This is a genomic window from Psychrobacter sp. UBA3480 (assembly GCF_002377945.1).
Taxonomy (GTDB): domain Bacteria; phylum Pseudomonadota; class Gammaproteobacteria; order Pseudomonadales; family Moraxellaceae; genus Psychrobacter.
On record NZ_DFQV01000030.1, the window covers coordinates 44162 to 60735 of the forward strand.

Sequence of the window (16574 nt, forward strand, 5' to 3'; positions counted from 1 at the left end):
AAGATAGGGTGCTTTTGTTGGTCATAGCGCGCCACGTTGACGGGCTGACCAAAGAACATCGGCTCTTTTAGCGCATTGTTTGGCGTTTGAGAAAAAATCGAGTAAGTCATGGGACTGCCTTTATAATTGATACGGTTATTAATTTATATGGGTTTGACTGGTTTTGATTTGAGGTTATGACACGTTTTTGGATTATAGCGTTTTAGCTTAGAGGTTCTCTAGTGATATCTGTGATGACTCTTGCCCATCGTTCATATAGGCTTTGAATATCTCGCTCAGTTCACTATCATCAAGCGCTTCTAGTTCATCAAGCGCGCTTTTGCGTAGGGTGCTCACATCAGATTCTTCCGCTACTGTTTTTAAGTCTTTTTTAGCCGCTCTCGATACGGGCTTTTTGGCTGCTTTTGTCACACTTTTTTTGGCGACAGTTGTCTTTGGTGCTTCATCCACACCTAACTGCTGACGCACCTCTGCAATATCAACCTCGACTTGTACGATATGCGAGCCACCATCGTTTAGGTCTGAAAATACGTTTGGGATAAACAAACCACCGTCTTTGATGATTGCGGTATATTGCACATGACCTCCGTCGTTTTAGTTCTGTCTGTATGTTTTAATGATAACAGTAGCCAATCCAGCCTACCGCTTGTATCTGCTTTGCCATCGTCGTCAACAGGATAGTTGCTACAGAATTTGCGAAAATGCAAATTCTCTTGCGCTCGGACGAAGCAGTGCTTCGTTATTTCCTCGCTCAGGGCTAAAAAGCCTTGCTAGGGCGTCTTTCTCTTTTCTTAACGACTTTTCTGATTGGGCGCACCCTACAAAATATCCGCTTTCTATGCTTTTGAGTAGGTTGGTGTCGAGGTACGAGACCCAACAAAGACTCAAACCGTTGGGTTTCCTTCGTCAACCCAACCTACGTGCTGTTCTGTAGGTTAGATATCGTAAGCTCTACCCAATCTATGCTAGTTAATAGACTCAATATCACTTATAGTTTGGGCGTATACAAATCTATCTTTATTTTCAAATATTTTCTTATTTAACTCAATTACTTCTGTTTGTTCTAGTTCATGGAAAGTCACAAGAGGTTCGGTCAATATAATGTTGTCAGCTTCTTTTCTATGAAAATTGAAATATGCCGTCATAGACCTTATGTATTCTTCTTCATAAGGATTTGCTACTAACTCAATCATAACTTTTGGTGAAATTGGAAGCTGTACAAAAAACTCGTTTTCATCGAATTTTTGATTAAAACATGGGTCATCTGAGGTAATGAAATTGATATCAGAAATATTATTATAAATTTTAATGCTGTAAAGTCTGGAAATCAAAGAAGTATGAGCTCTTTCGCTTAAACATTGTATGAAAAGCAATGTGTAACTTCTAAGTTCCGGTTGTGTAAAATCTAAGCCTTTAAAAATTGGAGACTGCTGATTAATATCTAGAAATCTATTGATTTTTCTAGGTGTTTTAAAAAGTTGAAACACAAAAAAGTGGATTAAAGCGTAATAGTCATATAAAGATATTTTTGATTTAGGCTTTAGAATTATTTTTTTAATGACTTTACTAAATTCCGCTTCTTCAACAGCGAATTTATCTTCTAGAAAGTTAAAAGAAAACTTCTTCTTTAAGTCAACTATTTCTTCAGAACAGTTATTTTCAATTGTGTCTAGAAAGTTAAAACCATTGTGAATTACGAGTATATTTCTAATTACATAATTATAGGTAGATGTATTATCTAGGCTCATTTGTCTCAAATGTTCTTCAAAAAAAGATATTTGATACGATGTAAGAGGGGTTAACTTATACAAGTCTTTTTCATAAGCTATAGACTTTGTTAGCGACGGAAAAGTTTTATCGCCATCCCAAACAATAATTTTTTCAACATTGTTATACCAACTTTTTAGATAAAACTGACTCACAAAGTGATGTTTGCGCTTTAAGTTCATAGGGTTTACTCATAGAGTTAAACTATTAGTTTTATGACATGAGTAGATAGTTCTACTCACGTCATAATCGTCCATCAGAACCTAGATCTTACATGCACCACCAGCACAATCATCTTCCATATCCGCTTGGGCATCGTTCGCACCATCACGAGTGTTATGGTAGTACAGCGTCTTCACACCCATTTTATAAGCGTTGAGCAAGTCTTTTAGCAATATCTTCATCGGTACACGGCCACCAGCATAACGAACAGGATCGTAGTTGGTGTTGGCAGAGATGCTTTGATCGACGAACTTCTGCATGATAGCGACCAGCTTTAGGTAACCGTCATTGTTTGGCATTTGCCATAGTAGCTCGTACTGATCTTTTAGGGTAGCAATCTCAGGCACGACTTGCTTTAAGATGCCATCTTTTGACGCTTTGATAGAGACCAGACCACGTGGTGGCTCGATACCGTTGGTCGCGTTGGCGATCTGACTAGAGGTCTCAGACGGCATCAAGGCGGTTAGGGTAGAGTTGCGCAGACCGTGCTCAGTGATCTCGCCACGTAGCGTTTCCCAATCTAGATGTAGCGGCTCTTGGCAGATTTTGTCCAAGTCGGCTTTGTACGTATCAATCGGCAAGATACCTTGTGAGTACGTAGTCTCATTGAACGCAGGGCACGCGCCTTGCTCTTTTGCCAATTTGTTTGACGCTTTCAAGAGATAGAATTGCAATGCTTCAAACGTTTGATGAGTCAGACCAAGCGCGCTGTCGTCAGAGTAGCGTGCGCCATTCTTAGCTAAGTAATACGCATAGTTAATCACGCCCACACCAAGCGTACGGCGACGCATACTGCCGTTTTGAGCGGCTTTTACTGGATAGTCTTGGTAGTCGAGCAGGGCATCAAGCGCACGCACGATTAGTTCAGCTGGCTCTTCGATATCGCTGACGTTTTCGACTTTACCCAAGTTCACCGCTGATAGCGTACAAAGCGCGATCTCGCCTTCTTCGTCATTGATGTTATCCAGTGGCTTGGTCGGTAGCGCGATTTCCATACATAGGTTTGACTGGCGAATCGGGGCAACCGTCGCGTCAAATGGGCTATGCGTGTTGCAATGATCGACGTTTTGGATATAGATACGACCCGTACTGGCGCGCTCTTGCATCATCAGGCTGAACAAATCTGCTGCTGGGATTTGACGGCTACGTACGTTAGGATCATTTTCGTACTTGGTATATAGCTCTTCGAATTTGTCTTGATCTTCAAAGAACGCGTCATACAAGCCTGGCGTGTCACCTGGTGAGAATAGCGAAATGTCTTGGCCTTTGATTAGGCGCGTGTACATTGTCTTGTTTAACTGTACGCCGTAATCCATATGACGGACACGGTTGTCTTCGACGCCGCGGTTGTTTTTGAGTACCAGTAATGACTCAACTTCTAAATGCCATAGTGGGTAGAAAAGAGTCGCAGCACCGCCACGTACGCCACCTTGTGAGCAGCATTTAACTGCCGTTTGGAACAGTTTGTAGAACGGGATACAACCAGTATGCTGTGCTTCACCGCCACGGATAGGGCTACCAAGGGCACGGATACGACCAGCATTGATGCCGATACCAGCACGCTGTGATACGTAGCGTACGATAGCGCTAGTGGTTGCGTTGATAGAGTCTAGGCTATCACCACATTCGATCAGTACGCACGAGCTAAACTGACGCGATGGCGTACGTACACCTGACATGATAGGCGTCGGTAGTGAGATTTTGAATTCCGAGGTCGCATCATAGAAGCGTTTGACGAAATCAAGACGGTCTGACTTGTCGTATTGGCTAAACAGACACATACCGACGAGCATGTATAAGAACTGCGGGCTCTCATAGACAGTCTTGCTCACGCGATCCTGTACTAGATATTTACCTGCCATTTGCTCAACAGCCGCATAAGCAAGATTCATATCGCGCCAGTGATCCAGATATTCTTCTAACTCATCAAATTCAGCACGGCTATAGTCAGCTAGGATGTGCTGATCGTATTTACCAGCGTCAGTCAAAGTTTTGACATGATCATATAGGTGCGGCGGGGTGAATTTGTTATAAGCAATCTTACGTAGATGGAAGATAGCCAAACGCGCAGCCAGATATTGATAGTCAGGCGTGGTTTCAGAGATTAGGTCGGCGGCAGATTTGATGATGGTTTCGTGAATGTCACGAGTTTTGATACCTTCATAAAACTGGATGTGCGACTTTAGCTCAACTTGAGACACAGACACGTTGTCCAAGCCGTGAGCTGCCCACGCTATTACCTTGTGAATTTTGTCTAAATCAATAGGCTCTAAACGTCCATCACGTTTGGTTACTTGGATTTTGTCAATATGTGTCATGCTGGCCTCTATTTTGATTGCTTATTGTGATGCTGCGCGCCGAGTGGGCGGCAGACATTCTTTATAACGCTATTATGCGGGGTTGTGCTAGCTGGTTTTTTTGGACAAAAAACTACCACTACTCATAGTGACGGTTAAAATCACTGAGTACTACATATAGCGTGTTTGTTAATTGGTAGGCACAATATAGCGGGAAAATTTTGAAAATACTATATTGATTTTAGAATAAAACTATGTTGCTACAAGGTTGTAGGCAGTCCAAATTTTGGCAAAGGACGATGGGATAAGGGTTAGACGCAAATGCGGTCAATAATAAAATTTTTGTAAAAATATCGTGAGATTTACTTTTCATTCTCTCGGTTATTGTCGACTGATAACGGTAGTCATGGCGGCAATAATGCGGGCGCAGATTGTACATCAAACCACAAAAAATCGCCACCCATAACTTATTACTAGCGAGTGACGATTTGGACTAAAAAGGCGTTAAAGTTTTTTATGCGACTTATAAAACAATACGAACCGTTTTTGCATTATCCAGTGAGGCATAAAGCGCATTTACTTGCTCAGCAGCCGTTAGGTACAAATTGACCCGTGCCGAGTGAAAACGACCTGTTTTAGACGGCTTAACTTCGATAGACGCCAAATCAAAATCAGGGAACTGGCTACCCAAAATTAGCTTTACTTCATTAAGTAAACTCTCACGCTCGCCTTCATGACCGATGATGCTTAGTGGGTAGTTCATCGGGAACTCCCAAAGCTCTGGATTTTGAATATCGGTCTTTTTGCCTACCAACGCACCTTTATTTGGCGTCAAATCAGTGACTTTAACTGATGGCTGATTGCTGGTTGGGTTATTTGCGCTGTTGTCGACGTTGTCGTTGTTGTCTTTTGAATCATCACTCATGATATGAGCCTCGCTGGTATAGGTAAATAGGAAAAAGTTAATCAGTCATTAGTAGTAAGTAACTAACATAAAGTCATTCGAAAATCGCTGCTATAGACATTTAGTTAGTTAGACATCTGCTCAAACTATGCCAAAAGCATAACGCCAAAAGCTGAGACAGGCTCAGTGTGGACATCAGTGGCATTTAAATCAGTCAAGCTATAGTCGATTCAATTTAAAAGTAGTACAAGGCAACCGAGTATAGATGTATGTGTGATACTTCAAGCGAGGTTAACGCTGTCATACTTTTATAGTGGAATGGCTATATTAGGCAGAGAATATATGCACTGTTTATAGTGGTCTATGGACGATTATTCAAGTGAAGTCTGTATTTAGTCCTTTCTATTAAGAAGTATAGGTGAATTAGCCTTTGTTAATAGCTGTTAATAAAAACTACTGCAAATAGCCATTGATAGGAGTGATATCAGGCGGAATATCCGTCTCTCTCAATGCTTCTCGTAAATTAATCTCTATAGTGCGTGACAAGGCAGTCAAAGGTAACTGGTTAGCCGCCAAGCCAAAAGGCTCTTCTAGCTCTTCACTAAGCGCATCTAAACCAAAAAAGGTATAAGCAATCACCGCACAAATCAACGGGGTCGCCCAACCAAGTGAGGCCACCAAGCCAAAAGGCAACATAATGCAATACAGATAGGTCGTACGATGTACCAGTAGCATATAAGCAAAGGGTAGTGGTGTGTTGTGTATGCGCTCGCAAGCTGCCAGTACAATTGTCATAGAGGTCAGGCGCTCGTCCATGTTTTGTATGACTTGCTCCGATACCAGTCCTCGACGCCGAATATCGCCAAGTTGCTTACCCATTAGGCGCATTATATAATCAGGCACGTTTTTCGCTTGGCGAATACGGTCATGATGTATCGCCGCGACAAAAGGCTCGATATCTGCCCAAGGTGACGTACCACGCAACCGATGACGCACAGCATGGGCAAACGCAATGGTCAGATATACCATCGTTCGCTGAGTATCGCGTCCAGTCACATTGTCATCCTCGCCATTCTCTATACCAGTCGCATCGTCCTCATCTATAAAGGACAGTACTTGGCGCGTTAAGCTACGAGAGTCATATACCAGTTGACCCCACAGTCCGCGCGCTTCCCACCAACGCTGATAACTGGCATTGTTCCGAAACCCAAGAAACAACGATAAGGCAATTCCGAGCAAGGTAAACGTTGCCATACCATAATAAGGAAACGAGTCAGGAAGCCAGTGCTGGATAATCGTGATAAGCGTACTAAGAATAGTAATTAGCAAAATTTGCGGATAGATTTTTGGAATGATTGATCCACGCAGAGTGAAAAATATCTTAAGGGCATTGGGCGTTTGCCGGACAATCATGTCAGTTTCCTAGCGATGGGGTATATGGAGACACTATTAAATGTCTCGTGTGATTCTAATATAGAAACGAGACCTGTAAAGCCTAAAAGGTTATAAATTTATTCAAATAGAAGAGTAATATGAATACTTAAGCTCGGTAATTGAGATAGCTAAAAAGTTAAATCCTCGCCAAAAGGGCGATGTTTTTATTAATCTACTTTATGTATGTTAAAATGACGCGAAATATCACTTCTTAACTCTATAAAAGCTGCCACCACAAAGATGAATACGCCACCCTAGTTGTATCTCTCCTCAGTAATGATTGCTTCCTATAGCAATTACTCTCATAAAGCGTCTAACGCTTTTTCTTGTGCGCACGCACTGCTTTAACGTTTGTATCACTATTCAATATATCTAGTGGATCATAAAGATTACACCACTAAAAGTACGTTATAACGATAACTCGCTAACTATGATCGTTCACATTTTTATATTTGTCATTTGATAGGTAATGAGCAAAGTACCTAGATAGCAAAGGGTCTAAATATAGATATGCCTAGATAGAAATGTGTCAGACTTTTCATGTGAGCTGATTTTTAACTACTTTTTAGATGCTTTCCAATTAAATGTTTTCCAAATAATGATTAGATACCTCGTTTATTGACAGACTACAGCAGTTACCCAAAACTGAGTTAAATATGTTAAATACAATTAAAGAGCATTGGCTATCCAATGCGCGCGGCGATGTCTTGGCTGGCATGGTCGTCGCTTTGGCGCTTATTCCTGAAGCGATTGCGTTTTCTATCATTGCCGGTGTCGATCCCCAAGTAGGGCTTTATGCCTCATTTTGTATCGCAGTAGTGATTGCGTTTGTCGGCGGTCGTCCAGCGATGATTTCGGCGGCGACGGGTGCGATGGCGTTACTAATGGTGACGCTGGTCAAGGATTATGGATTGCAGTACTTGTTAGCAGCCAGTGTGCTGACAGGTGTTATACAGATTATATTTAGCTTCTTAAAGCTGGGGAATCTGATGAAGTATGTGTCTCAATCCGTAGTGCTCGGCTTTATCAATGCCTTGGCTATTTTGATTTTTATGTCACAGGTTCCTGAGCTACTGCCGCAGGCAGGTTCAAACCTAGTACACGTATACGGTCTTGTAGTGCTAGGTCTCGTCGTTATCTATGGCTATCCATATATTCCAAAGATCGGTAAAGTGATTCCATCACCATTGGTCAGTATTGTACTGGTCACGGCTATAGCCATCTTATTAGGTGCAGAGGCTCGAACCATCAATGATATGGGTCAGCTACCTGACACTCTGCCGATGTTTTTGATACCTGATATCCCGTTGAACTTAGATACGTTGATTATTATTTTTCCGTATTCTATCAGTTTGGCGATAGTGGGCTTACTTGAGTCTATGATGACCATGACTATCGTAGATGATTTAACCGATACCAAAGGCGACCGTACGCAAGAGTGCAAAGGTCAAGGTATTGCCAATGTGGTTAGTAGCTTTTTTGGCGGGATGGCAGGCTGTGCGATGATTGGACAGTCGATCATCAACGTCAAATCAGGCGGTTATACACGTCTTTCTACTTTAGTGGCAGGCGTGTTTTTATTATTAATGGTTGTGTTCTTAAGCGATTGGCTAAAGATTATTCCAATGGCCGCATTGGTCGCTGTGATGATTATGGTGTCTATCGGTACTTTTAACTGGGGTTCATTTAAAGAGTTAAAAACCAAGCCGCTGCAAAGTAATGTGGTCATGATTACGACCGTTGCTGTGGTGGTCGCGACGCATAACTTGGCTTATGGCGTATTGATTGGTGTGATGCTATCAGCATTGTTCTTTGCCAATAAGATTGAGCGCTATATGAGTGTGCATAGTCACATGGATGAAGCAGCGCAAACGCGTTATTATCGAGTTGATGGACAAGTGTTTTTCTCATCAGCCGAGCGTATGATTGATTCCTTTGATATTAAAGAGTCTGTCTCTAAAGTGGTCATTGACGTGTCGCGCGCGCATTTTTGCAGCAGTCGCCGCCATAGATAAAGTGATTATTAAATTTCGCCGCGAAGGCACGGAGGTAAAGCTTATCGGTTTGAACGAGGCGAGCCAAGCGATGATAGATAATTTCGGTGTGCATGATAAGCCAGATGCTGAGCAAAGTTTAGGCGCGCATTAAATTAGCTACGTATTAATAGTGTCATATTGATAAATATCATAAAGCTGAGTGTATCTCGGCTTTTTTTATGCAGGTTAAAACCTGATTAGAAGACCATATTCTTTGTGAGTAAATATTTTAGAAGGCAATATGTCGGTAGAAGGAAAGAGATAGCTAGGAGAGAAGAGAAGAGGGTGTTAGTTTAGACGATGGTGCGATAGATAATCGTTATATTGAAATATCTAGATGTTTTATAGCGGAACAAAATGGCTCTAAAGACTATGAGAAATTTTTAAAGCTTCAACAGCTCTTTTTCAACTTCAGTGAGAAATGCTTCGATGTTAGCTTCATGACGCTGATAAAACGTCCATTGTCCATGGCGTTCGGACGTAACCAATCCTGCTTTTTTTAACACACCCATATAGTTTGAAATGGTTGATTGCGACAATCCAGCTTTTTCTTGAATATAACTGACGCATACACCATCCAGATTAGCATGCTCTGGTAATGACGCTGGAAAGTTCGACCTGTCCTTCAACCACTTTATGATTTGACGACGCATGGGGTTGTTAAGTGCAGATATTATGTTTTCTGTATTCATAAAATGTGTGATATCGATACCTAGTTAATAATCAACAACTGTCAGAGTGGAACATTAGATTTTTAGCTTACTCATTATAGGTCTAAATACCAAAGCGGTGTAGATTCTATTTACCGCCAATGTGTCAACCATATACAAATAAACGGCTACTAGTAGAATACTGGTTATAACTAGCGTTTATATTCTGACTATACGTTGCTATAACAGTAGAGTATACAGCCAAAACTAGATTAATTATGACAGTTGTACTGTCTAGTCATCGGAATATTGTCGAATAGTAACAATATATGACGGGTAAAAAAAGACTGTTTCAAATCAAATTTAACACTAAACGTTGTTACGACTGACTTATTAAATACACGTTAGTTCTTTGCAAAACCAACAGTAAAATAGTATTAGAAAGCTTCTGACATGACAAGGGCATGTTGAATATTCAACACGCCCTTGATGCTTTATGTTCTTAAATTTTATTAAGCTTTTTTGTTAATCTGGTTGGCATCGCGGCAGAGTGCCAGGAAGCTTAATAAACATAGTCGTGATATTTTAGCTTTTTAGAAATGCCTCAATTTTTGGTTTAATAGTCATAGAGACAATGACCATTAACGTCAATCCTACTGGCAATGCAACTAGAAACCCTTCTAACCAACCATTCAAAAATGCCGTTTGATTGGCAAAACCAATCGTCTTTGAGGCAGTACTAAAGGCCAACATAGACTCCATTATACAAGCCATCAATACACCTGTGATGAGATTGCGCTTGTACGCTTTGATATTAGGTAGCTTATGATTAATAAATTTTGTGACCAGTCCCATCAGTAAGAAGCCAATCGGCATGATCGCATACGCTGCCAGTAGCGCTCTAGACCAGTCTATAAAAAACGTATCGGAGTATCCGACATTCATATAGGTCATCACACCTGTTAAGAGACCACCTATGACAGTCATTAAGGCAAGTATTAACAACACTTTGTAGAGCAACGGTGTTTTTTTAGTGCCATCATTCTTAGCGCCACTATTTTTATTGCCATCAATGAGCAGGGTCTCGGTATTTGCCGGCATAGTATTTGGAGCCATAGTTATTTTCCTATCATCATAAAGAGCAATTAATTAGTCGGTGTTTTTTTCTGCCTGTCGATCGCTTACAGATTGGTCTTCTGCAACACCTGCTTTCCAGTAAGAAAAGGCATATAGCTCATCTTTAGACCACTGTTGCTCGACCTTTAGATAATGACGCAGAGCTTTGACAGATGAGAATTCGCTAGCGATATAAGCAAATCGGCTCTGCTCTACAGTTGGCAAATCGAGAGATTTTACTGTGTCGATTAATTGGCTGCCTTGCGTTGGATCTGGGTTATGTAACCATGTCATGGTGATATTGGCCGCTGTCGGCAATTCTTGCTCATCTTCTGCACCGTGAACTTCGATGATGCATTGTCCAGTCGCGCTGGCAGGCAAGGTTTCTAATATCGAGCCGAGCACTGGTATCGCCGTGGCATCGCCAATCAGTAAAAAATTATCTGCATCAGGACAAAGGGCTTTGGTTTTAGGCTTCATTAAGATACCAATCTCGTCGCCAACCTCAGCATGAGTGGCCCAGCCTGAAGCAGGCGCCTCATCACCATGAGCAATAAAATCAATCCAGATCTGTTGTTTTGCCACATCGGCGCCGCGATGAGTATAAGTGCGAACAACGAATGTAGTATTGTCATTTAGGTCAATTGGCTGGGCTTTATCGACGGGAATAAGCACTTTATTGTTTGCTCCAACTGTCATGGTCGCGATATTGGCAATAGTAACTGCTTGGCCTGTGAGGTATATACGGATGTAGTGCGGAGTAATCATTTGCTTGTGAGCAACGGTCATGATTTCGCGTACTGGTTTTTGATTTATTGTGTCATTCATACGGAGCTGTCCTTACTTATTTATCGGTAGTCTTGCTGCTGCTAACGTTGTCTATCATGGTGCGACTGACACGGAAAAATAACGCAAGCTCTACGAGGCTTAAATCTTTCGTTAATTGCTGTCTTGTCCATTCTTCTGCTGCATCAAGTTTCGTCATAACTTCTTCGCCTTTAGGGGTCAGCTGTAGTAATTGGCTACGACCATCAAGCGGGTTGTCTGTCTTTAATATTAGCTCAGCCGCCAAAAGGTCATTTAAGGCACGAGTGATTTGCGCTTTGTCTCGCTGCATGTGTTTAGAGATCGATAGCGCAGTGCTATTCGGGTTATAACACACACCTTTTAAGGTTCTGATATTGGTTACTGACAACTCTACCCCTTGCTGGCGAATGCCTTCTAGCAATAGATTGGTATAGGTATGCATCAATTGATGTAGTGTTTCGCTCAATGAATTATTAGACATAAAAACTCTTTGATATAGTTGATAGAAGCAACTATATAGAATAAGGTTGACAGTGTCAACTATAAAGTGGTTTTTAAAGGAGAGTCTGTATCTATAGTTAGATAATTTTGAATAAGAGAAGATAGTAGAAGGTAAAGAAAACAGGGGTATATATTGAACAAGCAGCTCTTAGATTGAAGGGTTTTATGAGTAGGAGGCTTTGTAATTAATAAGCTTTGTAATTAATAAACACAGTGATTAATAAATTATAGAACTAAAAAAGCAGACACAAAAAAAGCTGAGATATACTCAGCTTTTTTATTTTTGGCAACTATCTGAAGCCTATTAGCTAGGCTCAATATTTTTCTGAAAATTTAGTCATTTTCAAGGAAAGAGCGCAAGTGCTCAGAACGTGATGGATGACGCAATTTACGTAATGCTTTTGCCTCGATCTGACGAATACGCTCACGCGTTACATCAAACTGCTTGCCGACTTCTTCTAGAGTATGATCGGTTGGCATATCGATACCGAAACGCATTTTCAAGACACGCGCTTCACGCTCAGTCAGGTTGCCGAGTACATCACGAGTTGCTTCTTGCAGACCAGCAGCAGTCGCATCATCAACAGGGCTTGAAATCGTACCATCTTCGATAAAATCACCTAGGTGCGAATCTTCATCATCACCGATAGGGGTTTCCATAGAGATAGGCTCTTTAGCAATCTTCAATACTTTACGGACTTTAACTTCGTCCATCTCTAAGCGTTCGCCTAATTCTTCAGGTGTTGGCTCGCGACCCATTTCCTGTAGCAATTGACGTGAGACACGGTTTATCTTGTTGATCGTCTCAATCATATGCACAGGAATACGAATGGTGCGCGCTTGGTCAGCGATAGAGCGGGTAATCGCCTGACGAATCCACCATGTAGCGTACGTCGAGAACTTATAACCACGGCGATATTCAAACTTATCAACGGCTTTCATCAGACCGATGTTACCTTCTTGGATAAGATCCAAGAACTGTAGGCCACGGTTGGTATATTTTTTCGCGATAGAGATAACCAGACGTAGGTTAGCTTCAACCATTTCTTTTTTCGCGCGGCGAGCTTTTGCTTCACCAACCGCCATACGACGTGCGACATCTTTCATATCGTGGATTTTCATGTCGAGCTGTTGCTCGTAATCACGAATACGACGTTGAAGTAAAATGACGTCATCAGTGACTTTTTCTAGCGTACCAGCAAATGCAGGCTTACCTTTGATACGTTCAATCAACCAATCAACATTGGTTTCATTGCTAGGGAAGGTCTTACGGAACTCTTCACGCGGCATACGACCACGGCGAATCACCAAACGCATGATTTGACGCTCTTGCTTACGCACGTCGTCATAGACGTCATGCATGATAGCCATGACCTGGTCTGACAAGCGATTATTTAGCTTCAACATCATAAAGCGTTCAGCAAGTAGAGCATACGCTGTATCAGCCTGTACGCTACCACGGCCATAATCTAGCAATGCTTGCTTGGCTTTGATAAATAGATGCTCAATCTCTTCTAGACGTAAACGAACTTCTTCTGGATCAAGACCGCTGGTTTCTTCTTCAGCTTCGTCTTCAACGTCATCTTCGTCTTCGTCGTCATCATCAAGCGCAGCTGTTTTTGCATTGACCTTGGCTTTGATAACTGGTGGGTTTTCTTTTTCTTCTTTGATGCGCTCACGTTCTTCTTTCGCTGCTTCTTTTGCTTCTTGAGCGGCGATTTTGTCTTCTTCGGTCTCAGGATCTAAGAAACCAGTGATGACGTCAGATAGCTTTTTTTCGCCGTCTTGTACTTTTTGATACTCGTCAAGGACAAACTGTACGGTACCAGGCCAGTAAGACATAGCATGCTGCACGTCACGAATACCTTCTTCGATACGCTTAGCAATGGCAATCTCGCCTTCGCGAGTTAGTAGGTCAACCGTACCCATTTCACGCATATACATACGTACAGGGTCAGTGGTACGACCAGGCTCAGTTTCAACAGAGGCGAGTACTGCCGCTGCCTCATCTGCTGCCATGTCATCATCGCTTGAATCATCGTTCATCAAGATGTCATCGGCATCAGGAGCTGATTCAAAGATTTTGATACCGACATCGGTCAGCATTTGCACAATGTCTTCGATCTGATCGCTTTCGGTAATAGAGTCGGGCAGCTGGTCATTCACCTCAGCATAGGTAAGATACCCTTGCTCTTTGCCCATTTGGATTAAGGTGGCCAGTTGAGATGTGGACTTAGAAACTGACTTATCGTTCATAAATACTCGCTTACTTGCATCGGACATTTTTATATTGTGACTCGCTATCGCTCGCTCTTTGCGTTGATCTTATCAATCGATTGATCAAAATATGGCGTAGAGGTTGTCAATAATATCAAAAATGAGTTGATATGAATAAAGGCTCAAAACACTACAATAACAATGCTGATAAACAGCTAAAAATTAGAAAAGCTCAAAAGACTTCAATATGGTACTTAAAAAAATACAGTACTTAAAAAATAGTATCTAAAAGCGGATACGTAAAAATAATACCTAAAATTTGTGCTTAACGATGCATGCTCACAATCATTCACCAAGCAGTGCTGTCAATATACAGCGACACAGTTTAACACAGACCACAGTCGTCAAGCACGAGCTAGTGATAGCTACCGACCATTTTTTACTGATTATTTGCCATCAGCTAAATGATTTAGGAGCGACTCATGCTACTGGGCATAATCATTAGTAGTGGGGGCAGCTGCTAGACTTTTAAAGGGTCAACATTTGAAATTAAACATTAAGACTGCACAGTGACCATCTGTGCCGATTGCTCTGCCTGCTGTGCCCGTAGCCAATCATTCAATAATTGAGTTTGTTTACGGACGATCGCAAGCTTAATATGATCTGGGTTCTGTATCAGCTCTTGTATTTTTTTCTTCATGTTGCGCTCAAGCAGCTGACTGACTAGCTCTTCGATTAGGCCATCAAGCCCCAAAATATTACGTGCAGTTAGCGCTTTATAGAAGCCGCCCCAATTACGGCTGAGCATGTCTTGGGTCGCAGGCTTTACGTTCGATAAGATAAAATGCGCCGCTGCATTGACGTCTTTTGGTAGGTAATTAAGACAGCGCTTGATAGTGCTTACGATGTCTAGCAGAGCAGCATCTTGCAAGTCTTCCCACGCAAGCGGACGTAGCGTATCAGGCGATGCTTTTTGTTTGATATGAGCAGGTAGGTGTAAGCCATTAATCCCTGACTGTTGCCAAATCGACTCAATAGGGTCGTCGATTAACGCGCGCGGCTGAAACAAAAAACAAAGCTGCAATTGCTGACTGATGGTCATATCACCATCAAAATCTAGCAGCGCATCTTTAGCCTCGACATTCTGACTGCGTTTACCACCAAGCTTTTGATAAACGTCATTGTTAAGCAAATAGCGAAAGCTACTGCCTTTGGGTAAGGCGGTCGTCAACGAGCGGACTTGAGACATGAGCTTGGCTTTGCCTTCAGCCAGACTCATGTCATAACGCTCACTCAAATACGCAAAGATATACTGTGATAGCGGCATGGCATTAGCGATTTGCTCACGCATGGCATCGCTGCCCTGACTCTTAATAAAAGTATCAGGATCATGATTATTAGGCAGGGTTAAAAACCGCAGCTCTTTGTCATCGGCCAATACGGGCAGGGCAACTTCAAGTGTGCGCCAAGCGGCTTTTTGTCCTGCGCTATCTCCGTCGAAGCTCAAAGTAAGCGTTGGATTTAGTGTCAGTAGACGCGATATTTGGCTTTCATTAATCGCTGTACCCATCGAGGCGATTGCCCCATAGATACCCGCTTGATAAAGAGCGATCACATCCATATAGCCTTCGACGACCAGCCAGCTGTCTGCGCGCTGCTGACGTGATTCATAATAGCCGTATAGTACATGCTGCTTATGAAAGACGGGCGAGTCTGAGGAGTTGATATATTTAGGCTTTACTTCGTCATCGAGCGCCCGACCGCCAAAACCAATAGTACGGCCTTGGTTATCACGAATTGGGAAGATGACTCGGTCGCGCAATAGATCGTAGTCGCGGCCAGACTCTGACTGTCGTACCAATCCTAAGGCTTTTAGTCCTTCAATATCTTGCGGGAATTGATGCTCAAGATGCTGCCAGCCAAATGGCGCATAGCCAAGACCAAAGGTCTCAAAGATGTCTTCGGTGATACCGCGCGATAAAAAGTAGTGCTTGGCATGGGGATGCGTGGTCAGATTGTGCTGATAAAACTGCTGGATTTGCTCTAGCAGCTCATATAGGTTGCCATCTTTATCATCGCTTTGCTCAATGCCATGAGCGTCCTGGATACCAGCGCCAGTATCCGTATCTGTCAACCATGCTGGTGGATAGCCACTATCATCTGCGTGGCTTGGCGAATACGGCTCTGAGGAATAGGAGTCCATCGAATATGACGCTGAATCATACGCCTCTAACGGCGGGAAATTCTCATAGCCCTGATTGTCATCATAAATGGGCTGGTCGATGTAGTTTTGGTCACTTTGGACGACATTGTCTTGATAAATGTCTTGACGATTATTTTGATGGTTGTCTTGATTTGTACCGTCTTGGCTTACTTTGCTATGTTCTACAGTTGGGCTAGGCACATTGTGCACAGGCGGCGGTGCAATAGGTTTGGGTGCGCGACGTTGATAACTAACGTTTTGCTGTTCTTCTTTCGGTACTTCAATGCCTGTTTGCTTTGATAGTTCATTGACCGCTTCAATAAACGTCAAATTTTCATAATCACGCAAAAAACTGATGGCATTGCCACCGACGCTACAGCCAAAGCAGTGATAGATGTTTTTTTGTGGATTGACATAAAA

At 42.3% G+C, this 16574-nt stretch carries 11 protein-coding genes and 1 pseudogene; 1 reads left to right on the forward strand and 11 read right to left on the reverse strand.

All coding sequences use genetic code 11. The annotated features are described in order from the left end of the window. Positions 1-207: 207 nt before the first annotated feature. From B2863_RS12180 to B2863_RS12200, 5 genes are all read right to left on the reverse strand, one after another. Positions 208-579, reverse strand: a complete 372-nt coding sequence (locus B2863_RS12180) for a hypothetical protein (protein WP_296211038.1) — start codon at positions 577-579, stop codon at positions 208-210. 386 nt (positions 580-965) lie between these two features. Then, positions 966-1949 (reverse strand): DUF4238 domain-containing protein, encoded by a 984-nt coding sequence (locus B2863_RS12185; protein WP_296211040.1) that lies wholly within the window; start codon positions 1947-1949, stop codon positions 966-968. 81 nt (positions 1950-2030) lie between these two features. Beyond that, on the reverse strand, positions 2031-4307 hold the full coding sequence (gene nrdA / locus B2863_RS12190) for a class 1a ribonucleoside-diphosphate reductase subunit alpha (protein WP_296211042.1): 2277 nt from the start codon (positions 4305-4307) through the stop codon (positions 2031-2033). Positions 4308-4809: 502 nt separating this feature from the next. Next, positions 4810-5100, reverse strand: a complete 291-nt coding sequence (locus tag B2863_RS12195) for a YbeD family protein (protein WP_057762424.1) — start codon at positions 5098-5100, stop codon at positions 4810-4812. 543 nt (positions 5101-5643) lie between these two features. Next, the gene (locus tag B2863_RS12200; RefSeq protein ID WP_296211045.1) at positions 5644-6603 is read right to left on the reverse strand and encodes a bestrophin family protein; all 960 of its coding nucleotides are present in this window, start codon (positions 6601-6603) and stop codon (positions 5644-5646) included. Positions 6604-7280: 677 nt separating this feature from the next. Between B2863_RS12200 and B2863_RS12205 the strand changes: the two are divergent. Beyond that, a pseudogene (locus B2863_RS12205) lies at positions 7281-8772 on the forward strand (SulP family inorganic anion transporter). 271 nt (positions 8773-9043) lie between these two features. On the opposite strand, the gene B2863_RS12210 reads toward B2863_RS12205, so the two are convergent. The 6 genes from B2863_RS12210 to B2863_RS12235 all read right to left on the reverse strand — a co-directional run. After that, a complete protein-coding gene (locus B2863_RS12210; RefSeq protein WP_290176068.1) occupies positions 9044-9352 on the reverse strand; it encodes an ArsR/SmtB family transcription factor in 309 nt (102 codons plus the stop codon). Between the two features lie 543 nt (positions 9353-9895). Continuing rightward, positions 9896-10426 carry a DUF2798 domain-containing protein gene (locus tag B2863_RS12215; protein ID WP_296211049.1) on the reverse strand — a complete coding sequence of 177 codons (531 nt, stop codon included), beginning with the start codon at positions 10424-10426 and terminating at the stop codon, positions 9896-9898. A gap of 33 nt (positions 10427-10459) precedes the next feature. After that, positions 10460-11254, reverse strand: coding sequence for a siderophore-interacting protein (locus B2863_RS12220; RefSeq protein ID WP_296211050.1), 795 nt, complete (start codon positions 11252-11254; stop codon positions 10460-10462). 16 nt (positions 11255-11270) lie between these two features. Next, positions 11271-11714 carry a MarR family winged helix-turn-helix transcriptional regulator gene (locus B2863_RS12225; protein WP_201547344.1) on the reverse strand — a complete coding sequence of 148 codons (444 nt, stop codon included), beginning with the start codon at positions 11712-11714 and terminating at the stop codon, positions 11271-11273. A gap of 353 nt (positions 11715-12067) precedes the next feature. After that, positions 12068-13990, reverse strand: coding sequence for an RNA polymerase sigma factor RpoD (gene rpoD, locus B2863_RS12230; RefSeq protein WP_296211053.1), 1923 nt, complete (start codon positions 13988-13990; stop codon positions 12068-12070). Between the two features lie 517 nt (positions 13991-14507). Next, on the reverse strand, positions 14508-16574 hold a 2067-nt coding region (locus B2863_RS12235; protein ID WP_296211055.1), incomplete at its 5' end, for a DNA primase.

What these genes read in the sequence shown, in the direction of transcription:
- B2863_RS12225 (WP_201547344.1), bottom strand. Translation starts at nt 11,714, where the DNA reads ATGTCTAATAATTCATTGAGCGAAACACTACATCAATTGATGCATACC.
- B2863_RS12220 (WP_296211050.1), bottom strand. Translation starts at nt 11,254, where the DNA reads ATGAATGACACAATAAATCAAAAACCAGTACGCGAAATCATGACCGTT.
- B2863_RS12215 (WP_296211049.1), bottom strand. Translation starts at nt 10,426, where the DNA reads ATGGCTCCAAATACTATGCCGGCAAATACCGAGACCCTGCTCATTGAT.
- nrdA (WP_296211042.1), bottom strand. Translation starts at nt 4,307, where the DNA reads ATGACACATATTGACAAAATCCAAGTAACCAAACGTGATGGACGTTTA.
- rpoD (WP_296211053.1), bottom strand. Translation starts at nt 13,990, where the DNA reads ATGAACGATAAGTCAGTTTCTAAGTCCACATCTCAACTGGCCACCTTA.
- B2863_RS12200 (WP_296211045.1), bottom strand. Translation starts at nt 6,603, where the DNA reads ATGATTGTCCGGCAAACGCCCAATGCCCTTAAGATATTTTTCACTCTG.
- B2863_RS12210 (WP_290176068.1), bottom strand. Translation starts at nt 9,352, where the DNA reads ATGAATACAGAAAACATAATATCTGCACTTAACAACCCCATGCGTCGT.
- B2863_RS12185 (WP_296211040.1), bottom strand. Translation starts at nt 1,949, where the DNA reads ATGAACTTAAAGCGCAAACATCACTTTGTGAGTCAGTTTTATCTAAAA.